The organism is Bradyrhizobium sp. MI1.7, from assembly GCF_055811795.1.
Map to the genome: position 1 here is coordinate 1 of NZ_JBVVPO010000021.1, position 13228 is coordinate 13228.

14 protein-coding genes are annotated in these 13228 nt (G+C 64.2%); 6 read left to right on the forward strand and 8 right to left on the reverse strand.

What is annotated here, in order from left to right:
* Positions 1-87 precede the first annotated feature (87 nt).
* Complete coding sequence (locus AC0L3X_RS20110) at positions 88-1122, reverse strand: aspartate-semialdehyde dehydrogenase (RefSeq protein WP_063980378.1); 1035 nt, start codon at positions 1120-1122, stop codon at positions 88-90.
* Positions 1123-1238: 116 nt separating this feature from the next.
* Between AC0L3X_RS20110 and AC0L3X_RS20115 the strand changes: the two genes are divergently transcribed.
* Together AC0L3X_RS20115 and AC0L3X_RS20120 are read left to right on the forward strand one after the other, a co-directional pair.
* Positions 1239-2027 (forward strand): hypothetical protein, encoded by a 789-nt coding sequence (locus tag AC0L3X_RS20115; RefSeq protein ID WP_063980377.1) that lies wholly within the window; start codon positions 1239-1241, stop codon positions 2025-2027.
* Between the two features lie 157 nt (positions 2028-2184).
* Positions 2185-2571, forward strand: a complete 387-nt coding sequence (locus AC0L3X_RS20120) for a hypothetical protein (RefSeq protein WP_028158592.1) — start codon at positions 2185-2187, stop codon at positions 2569-2571.
* 73 nt (positions 2572-2644) lie between these two features.
* Here AC0L3X_RS20120 and AC0L3X_RS20125 read toward each other — a convergent pair whose 3' ends face one another.
* Both AC0L3X_RS20125 and leuB read right to left on the reverse strand, forming a co-directional pair.
* Entirely contained in the window at positions 2645-3283 is a 639-nt protein-coding gene (locus AC0L3X_RS20125) for a DapH/DapD/GlmU-related protein (RefSeq protein ID WP_231143762.1), read from the reverse strand.
* A gap of 141 nt (positions 3284-3424) precedes the next feature.
* Positions 3425-4537 carry a 3-isopropylmalate dehydrogenase gene (gene leuB / locus AC0L3X_RS20130; protein ID WP_231143761.1) on the reverse strand — a complete coding sequence of 371 codons (1113 nt, stop codon included), beginning with the start codon at positions 4535-4537 and terminating at the stop codon, positions 3425-3427.
* 131 nt (positions 4538-4668) lie between these two features.
* On the opposite strand from leuB, the gene AC0L3X_RS20135 reads away from it, so the two are divergent.
* On the forward strand, positions 4669-5871 hold the full coding sequence (locus AC0L3X_RS20135) for a YbfB/YjiJ family MFS transporter (protein WP_063980375.1): 1203 nt from the start codon (positions 4669-4671) through the stop codon (positions 5869-5871).
* 120 nt (positions 5872-5991) lie between these two features.
* On the opposite strand, the gene AC0L3X_RS20140 is transcribed toward AC0L3X_RS20135, so the two are convergent.
* From AC0L3X_RS20140 to AC0L3X_RS20155, 4 genes are all read right to left on the reverse strand, one after another.
* Entirely contained in the window at positions 5992-6774 is a 783-nt protein-coding gene (locus tag AC0L3X_RS20140) for a molybdopterin-binding protein (protein WP_063980374.1), read from the reverse strand.
* Between the two features lie 14 nt (positions 6775-6788).
* Positions 6789-7418: a cytochrome b/b6 domain-containing protein gene (locus tag AC0L3X_RS20145; RefSeq protein ID WP_014490675.1), complete on the reverse strand. Its 630-nt coding sequence runs from the start codon at positions 7416-7418 to the stop codon at positions 6789-6791.
* Positions 7419-7601: 183 nt separating this feature from the next.
* A complete protein-coding gene (locus AC0L3X_RS20150; protein WP_063980373.1) occupies positions 7602-8156 on the reverse strand; it encodes a fasciclin domain-containing protein in 555 nt (184 codons plus the stop codon).
* A 321-nt stretch (positions 8157-8477) separates the two neighbouring features.
* Positions 8478-9239, reverse strand: coding sequence for an SDR family oxidoreductase (locus AC0L3X_RS20155; RefSeq protein WP_063980372.1), 762 nt, complete (start codon positions 9237-9239; stop codon positions 8478-8480).
* A 95-nt stretch (positions 9240-9334) separates the two neighbouring features.
* On the opposite strand from AC0L3X_RS20155, the gene AC0L3X_RS20160 reads away from it, so the two are divergent.
* Positions 9335-10864: a malonate--CoA ligase gene (locus tag AC0L3X_RS20160; RefSeq protein ID WP_063980371.1), complete on the forward strand. Its 1530-nt coding sequence runs from the start codon at positions 9335-9337 to the stop codon at positions 10862-10864.
* A gap of 192 nt (positions 10865-11056) precedes the next feature.
* Here AC0L3X_RS20160 and AC0L3X_RS20165 read toward each other — a convergent pair whose 3' ends face one another.
* Positions 11057-11917: a sulfite exporter TauE/SafE family protein gene (locus AC0L3X_RS20165; RefSeq protein ID WP_063980370.1), complete on the reverse strand. Its 861-nt coding sequence runs from the start codon at positions 11915-11917 to the stop codon at positions 11057-11059.
* A gap of 508 nt (positions 11918-12425) precedes the next feature.
* Here AC0L3X_RS20165 and sdhC point away from each other — a divergent pair.
* The gene (sdhC, locus tag AC0L3X_RS20170) at positions 12426-12824 is read left to right on the forward strand and encodes a succinate dehydrogenase, cytochrome b556 subunit (RefSeq protein ID WP_028151914.1); all 399 of its coding nucleotides are present in this window, start codon (positions 12426-12428) and stop codon (positions 12822-12824) included.
* Positions 12821-13225, forward strand: a complete 405-nt coding sequence (gene sdhD, locus AC0L3X_RS20175) for a succinate dehydrogenase, hydrophobic membrane anchor protein (RefSeq protein ID WP_063980369.1) — start codon at positions 12821-12823, stop codon at positions 13223-13225. The genes sdhC and sdhD overlap by 4 nt, the downstream gene beginning before the upstream one ends.
* The last annotated feature ends 3 nt before the right edge of the window (positions 13226-13228 follow it).

Consider the following 13228-nt stretch of genomic DNA (forward strand, 5'->3'; position numbering starts at 1 on the left):
CGCGCCGTGCCCACCACTTCTATCGCAATCGGGGAGAGATGGTGGGCACGGCGCTTCGCGCCTTTGCCCACCCTACGGTAGCGTGCGTTACGCCGCCTTCTTCTTCGCGCTGATCAGCTTGCGGTTGATCAGGACTTCCGCGATCTGGATGGCGTTGAGCGCCGCGCCCTTGCGAAGATTGTCGGACACGCACCACAGCACGAGGCCGTTCTCCACCGTCGCGTCCTCGCGGATGCGGCTGATATAGGTGGCGTCCTCGCCGGCGGCTTCATACGGCGTGGCGTAGCCACCGGGCTCCTGCTTGTCGATGACGAGGCAGCCCGGCGCCTTGCGGAGGATGTCGCGTGCCTCGTCCGCCGTGATCGGATTCTCGAACTCGATGTTGACGGCCTCGGAGTGGCCGACGAACACCGGCACGCGCACGCAGGTCGCGGAGAGCTTGATCTTGGGATCAAGGATCTTCTTGGTCTCCGCCATCATCTTCCACTCTTCCTTGGTGTAGCCGTCCTCCATGAAGACGTCGATCTGGGGGATGACGTTGAAGGCGATGCGCTTGGGGAATTTCTTCGCGATCAGCTCGCTGTTGGTGTAGACGGCCTTGGTCTGCGAGAACAATTCGTCCATCGCATCCTTGCCGGCGCCCGAGACCGATTGATAGGTCGAGACCACGACGCGCTTGATCGTCGCCTTGTCGTGCAGCGGCTTCAGCGCGACCACGAGCTGCGCGGTCGAGCAGTTCGGGTTGGCGATGATGTTCTTCTTCTTGAAGCCGGCCGTCGCGTCCGCGTTCACTTCCGGCACGATCAGCGGCACGTCCGGATCCATGCGCCAGGCGGACGAGTTGTCGATCACGACCGTGCCGGCGGCGCCGATCTTCGGCGACCATTCCTTCGACACCGAGCCGCCCGCCGACATCAGGCAGATATCGACATCGGAGAAGTCGTAGTGCTCGAGCGCTTTGACCTTCAGGGTGCGGTCGCCATAGGAGACCTCGACGCCGACGCTGCGGCGTGATGCCAGGGCCACGACCTCGTCCGCGGGGAATTTGCGCTCATCGAGGATGTTGAGCATTTCCCGTCCGACATTGCCGGTCGCGCCGACGACTGCGACTTTGTAACCCATCGTTCACTCTCCGATGAAAAAGCCCGTTCCTGAAGCTGACGCTTAAACAGGAAGAGCAGCGCTTCTATGCGAGAACCGGCCTCAAGACAACGTTGGACCATGCCTGAAGGCCGTGGATGCAGTCGCCAGAGGCCAGCACGGCCGCAACCCCTACCCAGATCCATCTGGCGCTCGCAGCCCTCGCCGACGAAATCGTCGGCACGCTGGCGCGCCTGTTCGCCTATGTGGGGGCGCTGGTCCTGTTTGCCATCCTCGCCCTCGCCGCGCTCGACCAGCTGCCCAGCCTGCGTGACGATGAGCCCGCCGAGAAGCTGGGGTGGAGCGTGGCCGACCGCTCGCAACCGGCCTTCGCCCTCAGTCGGCTCGATTCATCAGAAAAAACAGCCTCTTACGTCATTCTCAGGCATCCCGAAGGCGGTCGCCGGGACGTGATGCGCTGGACCGGCGAGGCGGACAAGCCCGTGGCGGAGCTCGAGATCTACCGCGAAGGCGGCGAATTCGACGTGACCCGCCCGGCGACAGCGGACCTGGCGGTCCAAATGGGCCTGGGTGACGCAACGCCGCTCGAGCAGGCCGGCCTGATCGACACGAAATTCGGTCCCGTCGCCCTGTTCCGGCCCACCGGCACGGCGGAGGCCGCGCGGGCGTGCCTCGGCTACCTCAAGCGCAGCGAAGAGCCGGCGCTCCAGATCTCCGGCTTCTCCTGCCAGGGCGACACCCTGCCCGCCCGGCGCGCGGCGATCGCCTGCACGCTGAACCGGCTGACGCTCCTGACCTCGGGCAACGAGCCGAAGCTGGCGGAATTGTTCGCCCATGCGGAGCTGAAGCGCCGCTCCTGCGCTCCCCAGGGTTCGTCGGACTGGCTGCTGGGCGCGGCGAACGCGCAATTGCGCGGCGCGCTCTAACCGGCATCAAGCTCAAGTGGCTGGTATTGATGCAACTTTTGCCAGCGCGCACGATTATTCCGAGCTGGTGTGACCCAATAGACCTAGTTGCGGCCACCCTTGCCGGGCTAGTATGGGGATGAAATCGATTGGCGGCTTGCCGCCTGAAGGGGACGTGATGAGCTCGAATTTCTCCGCCGCGAACAAACTGGCGATGTGGCTTGCGGCCGGCGCCGTGGTTGCCATGTCCTCAGCCCTCGCGACACCCGCCTCGGCAGACACCAAGAAACAACGTTACGACAACAGCCGGCCCTATTACGGTCCGAGCGGCCCCAACGCGGTCTATCAGCAGGGTCGCACCCGCCTCTATGTGAGCAAGCGCTCCTGGCTCGACGGCGGCACCGAGGTCAATCCGGGCGACCGCAAGTTCTCCGACTACGCTTTCCCGCCGGCGATCGGCTATCCGACCTTCGCCCGCGAGAACAACAACCGCCCGATCGATCGCCAGCCGCTGAGCACGCCGGCCGACGTCGGCGGCTATCCGCGGAATTTCCCGCTGTACTGAGCGGAATGATCGACCGAATCAAAATGGCCGGGCTCGCGCCCGGCCATTTTTGTTTGTGAGAGATGCGTCCGCTTCAGGCGTTGGCTGCCGGGTCGTAGCGCCTGCAAAATTCTTCGATCGCCTCGGAGCGGAAATCGCCCAGGCGCTCGAAGATCAGTTCGTCCGGCCAATCCCACCAGGCTATGCGGCGCAGGCTTTCGGCGACCGAATCGTCAAATCGCTTGCGGATGGGGCGCGCGGGAACGCCACCGACGATCGTGTAGGGCTCGACATCGCGGCTGACGACCGCGCCCGCGGCAATCACCGCGCCGTCGCCGACCGTGACGCCCGGTAGCAGGATGGCGGCGTGCCCGATCCAGACATCATTGCCGACGATGACGCGGTCACTGCGGCGATCCGCGAAGAAGTCGCGGTCACGACTCGCAGTCGCGTCGTAATATTCAGGGCAATAGGTGAAGCGATGCTGGGACGGCCGGCCCATCGGATGATTGGGCGCGCCGATCCGCACCGAGTTAGCGATGGCGGTGAATTTTCCGATCACCGCGTCGGCGACCTCGCAGTTCTCGCCGAGATAGGAGTAGTCGCCGAGCGCGGCATATTCGATGCGGGTGTTGGCGAGGATTTCGCAGCGCCGCCCGATCTGGGCTTCGCGCTGGCGGACCGTTTCATGGATGATGGTTTCCGCGATCTTGGGGCGGGGCGAGGCATCCATGAGGTGGCTTCCCTGAGGTCGTCGGCAGAGCCGTAGGGTGGGCAAAGGCGCGAAGCGCCGTGCCCACCATCTCGCGGCAATCGCGATCGAAATGGTGGGCGCGCTATCGCTTAGCCCACCCTACGATTGCAGTGTTTGTGGCTACGCGTGCAGCTTCTGCAATTCCTTCAGGATCGCTTCGCCCATCTGCGTGGTCGAGGCGGCCGTGGTGCCTTCCGACTTGATGTCGGCGGTGCGCAGGCCACTCGCCAGCACCGCGGCGATCGCGGCATCGACCTTGTCGGCGAGATCGCCCATGTCGAAGGAATAGCGCAACGCCATGCCGAAGGACGAGATCATCGCGATGGGATTCGCGAGGCCTTGGCCTGCGATGTCAGGCGCCGAACCGTGCACGGGCTCGTACAGCGCCTTGCGCTTCTTGCTCTTCACATCAACCTCGCCGAGCGAGGCCGAGGGCAGCATGCCGAGCGAACCGGTCAGCATCGCCGCGATGTCGGACAGCATGTCGCCGAACAGGTTGTCGGTGACGATGACGTCGAACTGCTTCGGCGCCTTCACCAGCATCATGCCGCCGGAATCGGCGAGCTGGTGCTCGAGCGTGACGTCGGGATATTCGCGCTTGTGGACCGCCGTCATGACCTCATTCCAGAGCACGCCCGACTTCATGACGTTGCGCTTCTCCATCGACGTCACCTTGTTCTTGCGCTTCCTCGCAAGCTCGAAGGCGACGCGGCCGATGCGCTCGATCTCATAGGTGTCGTAGACCTGGGTATCGACGGCACGCTTCTGGCCGTTGCCGAGATCGGTGATGGTCTTGGGCTCGCCGAAATAGACGCCGCCGGTGAGCTCGCGCACGATGACGATGTCGAGACCCTCGACCGCCTCACGCTTCAGACTGGAGGCATCGGCCAGCGCCGGATAACAGACGGCGGGACGGAGGTTGGCGAACAGGGCGAGATCCTTGCGCAGGCGGAGCAGGCCGGCTTCGGGGCGCACCTCGTAAGGAACGGCATCCCACTTCGGGCCGCCGACCGCGCCGAAGATGATGGCGTCGGCGGCCAGCGCCTTGGCCATGTCGCCCTCGGAGATCGACACCTTGTGGGCGTCATAGGCGGAGCCGCCGACCAGGCCGGTATCGGTCTCGAATTTGGCGATCCCTGCCGAATTGAGCCAGTCGATCAGCCGCTTCACCTCGCCCATCACCTCGGGGCCGATACCGTCGCCGGGGAGCAGCAGCAATTTGTGGGTCGCCATGGTCGTTTCCTCTGAGATCGAATTCGGCCGGAGTGCTAGAGCGGCGTTGCGCGCTTGGCAAGACACCATTGCCGCCTCGCGGCTGTGCAAGACCCGCAGGGCCTGCCACACTGCGCACGCCGGAGTATCCCTTGCGCGCCCCTGATCGTCCCCCGCCCGACGCACACCCCGCGCGGCTGATCCTGACCCTGTCGCTGGCGGCGACGGTCGGGCTCGGCATCGGCCGCTTTGCCTATGCGCTGGTGCTGCCCGATATGCGGGAGGACCTCGGCTGGTCCTACTCGGCCGCCGGTTTCATGAACACCATCAATGCCGTCGGCTACCTCGTGGGCGCGCTTGTCGCGTCCCGGCTGATCCAGCGCGTCGGCTGGTCGGCGGCGATCCGCGGCGGAACCCTCGCCTGCGTCGCCGCGCTCGCCACCTGCGCACTGACCGGCAATTTCGTTGCGCTGAGCCTCGCACGTCTCGTGCTGGGCTTAGGGGCCGCGGCCGGCTTCGTCGCCGGCGGCGCGCTGGCCGCTGCTATCGCGCAGTCGCGCCCGGAACGGGCCAATTTCCTGCTGAGCCTGTTCTACGCCGGGCCCGGCATCGGGATTCTCGCCTCGGGGCTGATCGCCCCGTTCACGCTGCAATATTTCGGGCCGGGCTCGTGGTGGCTGGTGTGGTGGGCGCTGACGCTGCTGTCCGTCGTGATGACCGTGCCGCTGTTCCTGATCCGCATCGAGAGCGGGGTGCGTTTCTCGGAAGGCAGCCACGCCACCTTCGCGATTCTGCCCGTGCTGATCTATCTCGCCGGCTACTTCCTGTTTGGCGCCGGCTACATCGCCTACATGACCTTCATGATCGCCTATGTGCGCGACGGCGGCGGCGGGGCCGCGGCGCAGGCCGCGTTCTGGAGCCTGATCGGCCTCAGCGCCTTCGTCACACCCTGGGTCTGGCGCGGCGTGCTGGCGCTCGACCGCGGCGGACTTGCCACCGCCATCATCCTCGGCACCAACGCGCTCGGCGCGGCGTTGCCTATGCTGGGGCATTCGCCGGCGTGGCTCGCGGTCTCGGCGGTCGTGTTCGGCGTTGCCTTCTTCGCCGTGGTCGGCTCGACCACGGCCTTCGTGCGCTTCAACTATCCGCCCGAGATGTGGCCGACCGCGATCGCGGCCATGACGATCTCGTTCGGCGTCGGCCAGACGCTCGGCCCGATCGTGGTCGGTGCGATCACCGATGCACTGGGCAGCTTGAGTTACGCGCTGAATGTGTCGGCGGCGCTGCTGGCGTTGGGGGCGGTGGCCGCGTTGTGTCAACGCAAGGTGGGGCCGGCCAAGCAATCGGTGCCGTAGGGTGGGTTAGCCGAAGGCGTAACCCACCACTTCTGCCACTGCGGAAACGAAAGAGGTGGATTACGCCGTGCGACCGCGCTTCGCGCAGCCGCAGGGCTAATCCACCCTACAGCAGCGTGCCTAACTCCCGCTGAACGAATTGTACCCCTGGTCTTCCCAATAGCCGCCCTTGTAGTCGTTGGTGACTTCCATCGAGACCACGTATTTCGGGTTCTTGAATCCGAGTTTCGTCGGCACGCGGATCTTCATCGGGAAGCCGTAGGCGCGCGGTAATATCTCGTTGGCGTATTTGAACGTCATCTGGGTTTGCGGATGCAGCGCGCTGCGCATGTCCAGGGGCGAGTTGTAGCCGTCCTTGTCGGCGCACTGGAACCAGACATACTTTGCGCGCGTGTCGGCGCCGATCAGCTTGAGGAAATCGCGCAAGGGCGTGCCGGTCCAGCTTCCGATCGCGCTCCAGCCCTCGACGCAGATGTGTCGGGTGATCTGCGTGACCTGCGGCAGCTTGTAGAGCTCGTCCAGCGTCCAGGACTTCTTGTTGTCGACGAGACCGCGCACCTCGAGCTTCCAGTCGGCGCCGTCGACATCGGGCGCGTCGTCGAGATCGTAATAGGCGTTGAACGGAAACGGTTTCGTGATCGCGCTTTCCGGGAAGGTCGGCGCCAGCGCGTCGGGATTGAACATCCAGGCCTGCACGGCGTCGTTGAACTTCGAGACCTTCGCGAGCAGGGTATCGGCCGACGAGGAATCGACGACGTCGCAGCCGGTGAGCAGCGTCAGCGCGCCGAGGCTGGCGCCGCCGGCGATGAAGCGGCGGCGGGTGAAGTCCGGCATGGACTTGATGGAGTCCTTGATCAGCAGCCGCTTGTCGACGCCGGGGATGAGGAATGAGCGCTTGGCCATAACGGGTCTCCTAATCAGCGGCCAATGATCATCGCACGCAGGCTCTTGGGCACCAGCAGCGCGAGCAAGACGTGAATGACGAGGAAGGCGCAGATCGCGGCCATGCAGAAGAAATGGACGTAGCGCGCGGTCGGATAGTCGCCGAACAGCATCACGAGATAATAGAGCTGCACCGGCTTCCACATCGACAGGCCCGACAGCACGATCAGCACGCCGACCACGATGATGCCGGCATAGAGCAGGCGCTGCACGTAATTGTAGACGGTGAGATCGTCGTGGCCGAGCTTGAAGGTCAGGGCAGCCCTGACGTCGTGGAGCACACCGGACGGCGTGATCGGCAGCAATTTTTTGCGGAAGCGGCCGGTGGCGAAGCCGGTGACGAGATAGGCGAGGCCGTTGACCATCAGCAGCCACATCGCCGCAAAGTGCCAGAGCAGGCCACCGCCGAGCCAGCCGCCAAGCGTATACTCGCGCGGAAAACTGAAGCCGAACAGCGGCGAGGCGTTGTAGATCTGCCAGCCCGACAGGATCATCAGGATCATGGCGACCGCGTTGGTCCAGTGCATGACACGGACCCAGGCCGGCTGGATCACTTTGGCGGGGGTGGCGCTGACCTGCTCGTCGCTGACTGTGAGGCTCGACATGATGGTTCCGTCCTGAAGGTCGTCTGACACCGAATATACGCCGATACTTCCGCTTTCGTTACGCCCCCGCACGACGGCGAATCGAGTCTGCGGGCGACCTTGGTCACAATAAAGCGAGCCGGGTGCCCCCGGCTCGCCGTTTCGTCGCATCCTGCTTGCGGGATGAAACAGGGACGCGCGGTGTTACGTCGCCGGCATCAGCACGGTATCGACCACATGGATCACGCCGTTCAACTGGTTGACGTTGGAGATCGTCACCATCGAGGTGCCGCCCTTGGCATCGACGATCCAGACCTTGCCGTCCTGCTTCTTCACGGTCAGTTCCTCGCCTTCGGCGGTCTTCATCTTCTTGCCGTCGGTGAGGTCGGAGGCCTCGAGCTTGCCGGGCACGACATGGTAGGTGAGGATCTTGGTCAAGGTCGCCTTGTTCTCGGGCTTGACCAGATTGTCGACGGTTCCGGCCGGCAGCTTGCCGAAGGCGGCATTGGTGGGCGCGAACACCGTGAACGGGCCCTTGCTTTCCAGCGTCGGCACCAGGCCGGCCGCCTTCACCGCCGCGACCAGCGTGGTGTGATCCTTGGAGTTGACGGCGTTCTGGACGATGTTCTTGGACGGGAACATCGCGGCGCCACCGACCATGACGGTCTTCTCCTCGGCGCGGACAGGCGCGACGACGGTCGCGGTGATGGCCAGGGCGCTGAAAGCGGCGGCAGCGAGATAGGCAATACGCTTCGACATGGAGAGTCTCCCGATTGGATTGTGACCGGCAATGGCCGGCGTTTGCGTTGGGGCAACAACGGCGCCTGCGACCTTTTGGCGTGAAGCAGCAGTGCCGTCGTTGGACCGAACTACGGGAGGGTTCGCGATGGGGTTTCGGGAAATAATTTATCGTGATGCGTGAAACTATGTAGCGGCGCATCCGTGTATGAGCGCGGGCTCAGCACCCGGTGCCGTAGGGTGGGCAAAGCGAAGCGTGCCCACCAACTTCATTCGCGATCGAGGGTAGATGGTGGGCACGGCGCGTCGCGCCTTTGCCCACCCTACGGCAGTGTGCTCGTCTCAATCCCTGTTGTTCGGCGTCTGAATGAATCCGCGATTATGCGTCGGGCTGATCAGCAGCTCGTTGATGCAGACGCGCGGCGGCATCGATGCGATGAACGCGATGGTGCGGCCCAGATCTTCCGATTGCAGCATCTTGGCCTGCTCCTCCTCGCTCGGCACCACCGGGCGCAGTTTCAGGATGGGAGTAGCCACCTCGCCCGGCATTAGGCAGCAGGCGCGCAGGCCGTTGACGCATTCGTCCATGTTGAAGGAATGAGTCAGCGCCAGCACCGCATGCTTGGTGGTGGTGTAGGCCGGGCCCGGCATCTTCGAGACGTGGCGGCCGGCCCAGGACGAGACGTTGATGATCGAGCCATCCTGCTGCTTGCGCATCGTGGGCAACACTGCGCGCATGCAATACAGCACGCCGTTGAGGTTGACCTGGACGAGCTCGTCCCAGCCCTCCAGTTCCATGTCCTTCCAGCTCCGCTTGGGGACATTGATACCGGCATTGTTCACGAGCAGGTCGATGCGGCCGTGTTTCGCGACGATTTGATCGGCCGCCTTCTGGGCTTCGGCGGCGTTGGACACATCGAGCGCAATGGCCTCGGCCGCCCCGCCTGCCTTGGCAATCCTGGCAACCACGGTATCCAGGGCGTCCTTGCGGCGGCCCGAGACCACGACTATCCAGCCGTCGGCCGCGAGCGCCTCGGCGCCGGCCTCCCCGATGCCGCTGCCACCGCCCGTCACCCAGGCCACGCGTTTCCCGTTTTTGGTCATGCAAACTGTCTCCGTTGCTTCATTGGGGCGGTTTTTGCTAATCCAGCCCTCGGTTTTGACCGGCCTTGTTTGCCTTGCGGTCGAGGAAATCTTGCATGAACCAAGCTGCCAACGCCAACCTGTTTTCCCGCCTGTTCGACGGTCTGGACGATCCCAAACGCCTCGCGGTCGAGACGCAGGACGGCGCCCATATCAGCTATGGCGACCTGATCGCGCGGGCCGGGCAGATGGCGAACGTGCTGGTCGCGCGCGGCGTGAAGCCCGGCGACCGCGTCGCGGTGCAGGTGGAGAAATCGGTCGCCAATATCGTGCTGTATCTCGCCACCGTGCGGGCCGGCGCGGTCTATTTGCCGCTGAACACGGCCTATACGCTGAACGAGCTCGATTACTTCATCGGCGATGCCGAGCCGTCGCTGGTGGTCTGCGATCCCTCCAAGGCCGAGGGCCTCGCCCCGATCGCCGCCAAGGTGAAGGCCAAGGTCGAGACGCTCGGGCCCGACGGCAAGGGCTCGCTGACGGAAGCCGCCGACAAGGCCAGCAGCGAATTCGCGACCGTCTCACGGGCAAACGACGATCTCGCCGCGATCCTCTACACGTCAGGCACCACCGGCCGCTCCAAGGGCGCGATGCTGACGCACGACAATCTCGCGTCGAACTCGCTGAGCCTGGTCGGCTATTGGCGCTTCACCGACAAGGACGTGCTGATCCACGCGCTGCCGATCTACCATACGCACGGCCTGTTCGTGGCGACCAACGTCACGCTGTTTTCGCGGGCGTCGATGATCTTCCTGCCGAAGCTCGACCCCGATCTCATAATCAAGCTGATGGCGCGCGCCACGGTGCTGATGGGCGTGCCGACCTTCTACACGCGGCTGCTCCAGAACTCCGCGCTGTCGCGCGAGACCACAAAGCACATGCGGCTGTTCATCTCGGGCTCCGCACCGCTGCTCGCCGAAACCCATCGCGAATGGTCGGCGCGCACGGGCCATGCGGTGCTCGAGCGCTACGGCATGACCGAGACCAACATGAACACGTCGAACCCGTATGACGGCGAGCGCGTGCCCGGCGCGGTCGGCTTTCCCCTCCCCGGCGTCTCCGTGCGCGTGACCGAGCCCGAGACCGGCAAGGAGCTGCCGCGCGACGAGATCGGCATGATCGAGGTGAAGGGCCCGAACGTCTTCAAGGGCTATTGGCGCATGCCGGAGAAGACCAAGTCCGAATTCCGGCCCGACGGCTTCTTCATCACTGGCGACCTCGGCAAGATCGACGACAAGGGCTACGTCCACATTCTCGGCCGCGGCAAGGATCTCGTGATCTCCGGCGGCTTCAACGTCTACCCCAAGGAAATCGAGAGTGAGCTCGACGCCATGCCCGGCGTGGTCGAATCCGCCGTGATCGGCGTGCCGCATGCCGATTTCGGCGAAGGCGTCACGGCGGTTCTGGTCTGCAACAAGGGCGCCGACGTCACCGAGGCCGCGGTGCTGAAGGCGCTCGACGGAAGGCTGGCAAAGTTCAAGATGCCCAAGCGCGTGTTCGTCGTCGACGAATTGCCGCGGAATACGATGGGCAAGGTGCAGAAGAACGTGCTGCGGGATACGTACAAGGATATTTACGCGAAGAAATGAGTGGGGGAGCTCTGCTCTCTCGCCGTCATTGCGAGGAGCCTCTACCCGGTACGCTGTCATGCCCCGCGAAGGCGGGGCATCCAGTACGCCGCGGCCTCTCGGATCAATCACCGGCGCTGGTGGAATACTGGATCGCCCGCCTTCGCGGGCGATGACAGCGGAGGATGTGGCGCGGAGTTCAGCCGAAGCCGTTCACTGTCCGCCCACCAAGCTCATCACAAACCGGCTTCCGACGATGAACAGATAGCAGCCGAACGCCACCTCCAGCGTTCGCTTCGACATCGCATGCGCGGCTCTCACGCCGAGCGGCGCTGTCACGAGGCTCATCGGCATCACCAGCACGGCGCCGATCAGCGAGACGTAGCCAAGCGCGAACGGGACTTGCAGCGCTGCGACGGCCGGATAGGTCGCCGCCGCCGGCCAGCCGGCATAAATGTAGCCGAGCGCGCCGGGGATCGAGATCAGGACCGCGAGTGCCGACGAGGTCGCCACTGCCTGGTGGATGGGCCGGCCGTAGAACGTCATCAGCAGGTTCGAGAACAAGCCGCCGCCGATGCCCATCAGCGTCGAGAGGATACCGACGCAGAAGCCGTAGACGCGCATCAGCGGGCCTTTGGGCAGATCATCGCCGAACTTCCAGCCCTCGCGCGCGAAGATGAGACGCGCCGACGCGGAATAGGCGACGCAGACGAACACGATCTTGAACAGCTTCTCCGGCGCGTAACGCGCGATGACGCTGCCGGCGACGACGCCGATCACGATCGGCAGCCACCACACGCGCAGGATCGTCATATCGACGGCGCCGCGCTTGTAGTGCGCCTGGAACGAACGGATCGAGGTCGGAATGATCACCGCGAGCGAGGTGCCGATGCAGAGCGGCATGCGCACTTCGAGCGGCACGCCGGCGATCCGGAAGCATTCGTAAAACACCGGCACGAGAATCGCGCCCCCGCCAATGCCGAACACGCCGGCCAGGAATCCCGAGAGCGCGCCGGTTGCGATCAGCAACAGCGCGAGCTCGACGATCTCCTTGATATCAAGACCTGCAATCACCCCTGACCTGCCCCGGCGACTGGTCGCAACTTCTCCGAAACATGCCTTCGGAAAGCTGCGTGCGGAGCTTTAGGCGATCTGATTCTCGCGGTCGACACGCCACATCTTGCGGCTGGGGTGGAATGCAAGGTGCGCATATCCGGACAGGGGCCAAAACGGGCCGGGGCGGGAGCTGTTTGGTGCCGTCCGAAAGGCGTTAGCGGCTCAAAAGACCGGCCCCGGGCGGGTTTGGACGGCATGGTCCGTTTAGAGGCGTTCCAATAGCAATTTCAACGCGCATCGGTCCCTTCAGAACAAATGAATCTATATTCTGTTTTTCGTTGGCGGACAGAAGTGCTGGTATACCAAGCCACTGATTGGCCTTGCATCATCAACGCTCTAGAGCTGAACCGCGGTTCGATTTATGGCGATTTGGTGATTGCGCAGGCGAAATCGACTCCGTAAATAGAGCCGACCTTTCGCGATCCCCGCGTGCCCCCTGCTGGGCCGCAATAAACATCAAAAGCCCATGACCGCACGGATCGAACGACCGCTTTCCCCCCACATGCAAGTCTACCGCTGGACGCTGACGATGGCGCTGTCCATCGTCCATCGCGCCACCGGTATCGCGCTCTACGTCGGAACCCTGCTGCTGGCCTGGTGGCTGATCGCGGCGGCTTCCGGCCCCGCCGCCTATTCCCACGTCCAGGCCTTCACCGGCAGCATCATCGGCCGGCTGATCGTGTTCGGCTACACTTGGGCGCTGATGCACCATATGCTGAGCGGTATCCGGCACTTCGTGTGGGACCTCGGCTACGGCTTCAAGCCCAATGAGCGCGAGGCCCTGACCTGGGGCGCGCTGATCGGCGGCATCGTGCTCACGGTCCTGATCTGGATCATCGCCTATGCGATCGGAGGCGGACGATGAGCGCGACCGATACGCCCAAGCGCAGCATGCGCACCCCGCTCGGCCGCGTCCGCAATCTCGGTGCGGCGCATTCGGGTACGTCCGATTTCTGGCGCCAGCGCATCACCGCCGTCGCCATGACGCTGCTGATGATTCCGGTGCTCGTGATCATCATGATGCTGCTCGGCCGCAACCAGGCCGGTGCCGCACAGATCCTCGGCTCGCTGCCGATCGCGGTGATCCTGCTGCTCTTCATCGCCGCCAGCGCCTGGCACATGAAGATCGGCATGCAGGTGGTGATCGAGGACTACATCCATAACGAGAAGCTGAAGCTCATCTCGATCATGCTCAACAATTTCTTCTCGATCGCTGTGGCGCTCGCCTCGACCTACGCGATCCTCAAGCTTTCATCCGGAGTGTAACCC

What these genes read in the sequence shown, in the direction of transcription:
- leuB (WP_231143761.1), bottom strand. Translation starts at nt 4,537, where the DNA reads ATGGCGACCCACAAATTGCTGCTGCTCCCCGGCGACGGTATCGGCCCC.
- sdhC (WP_028151914.1), top strand. Translation starts at nt 12,426, where the DNA reads ATGACCGCACGGATCGAACGACCGCTTTCCCCCCACATGCAAGTCTAC.
- AC0L3X_RS20115 (WP_063980377.1), top strand. Translation starts at nt 1,239, where the DNA reads ATGCAGTCGCCAGAGGCCAGCACGGCCGCAACCCCTACCCAGATCCAT.
- AC0L3X_RS20150 (WP_063980373.1), bottom strand. Translation starts at nt 8,156, where the DNA reads ATGTCGAAGCGTATTGCCTATCTCGCTGCCGCCGCTTTCAGCGCCCTG.
- AC0L3X_RS20145 (WP_014490675.1), bottom strand. Translation starts at nt 7,418, where the DNA reads ATGTCGAGCCTCACAGTCAGCGACGAGCAGGTCAGCGCCACCCCCGCC.
- AC0L3X_RS20110 (WP_063980378.1), bottom strand. Translation starts at nt 1,122, where the DNA reads ATGGGTTACAAAGTCGCAGTCGTCGGCGCGACCGGCAATGTCGGACGG.
- AC0L3X_RS20120 (WP_028158592.1), top strand. Translation starts at nt 2,185, where the DNA reads ATGAGCTCGAATTTCTCCGCCGCGAACAAACTGGCGATGTGGCTTGCG.
- sdhD (WP_063980369.1), top strand. Translation starts at nt 12,821, where the DNA reads ATGAGCGCGACCGATACGCCCAAGCGCAGCATGCGCACCCCGCTCGGC.
- AC0L3X_RS20160 (WP_063980371.1), top strand. Translation starts at nt 9,335, where the DNA reads ATGAACCAAGCTGCCAACGCCAACCTGTTTTCCCGCCTGTTCGACGGT.
- AC0L3X_RS20140 (WP_063980374.1), bottom strand. Translation starts at nt 6,774, where the DNA reads ATGGCCAAGCGCTCATTCCTCATCCCCGGCGTCGACAAGCGGCTGCTG.
- AC0L3X_RS20125 (WP_231143762.1), bottom strand. Translation starts at nt 3,283, where the DNA reads ATGGATGCCTCGCCCCGCCCCAAGATCGCGGAAACCATCATCCATGAA.
- AC0L3X_RS20155 (WP_063980372.1), bottom strand. Translation starts at nt 9,239, where the DNA reads ATGACCAAAAACGGGAAACGCGTGGCCTGGGTGACGGGCGGTGGCAGC.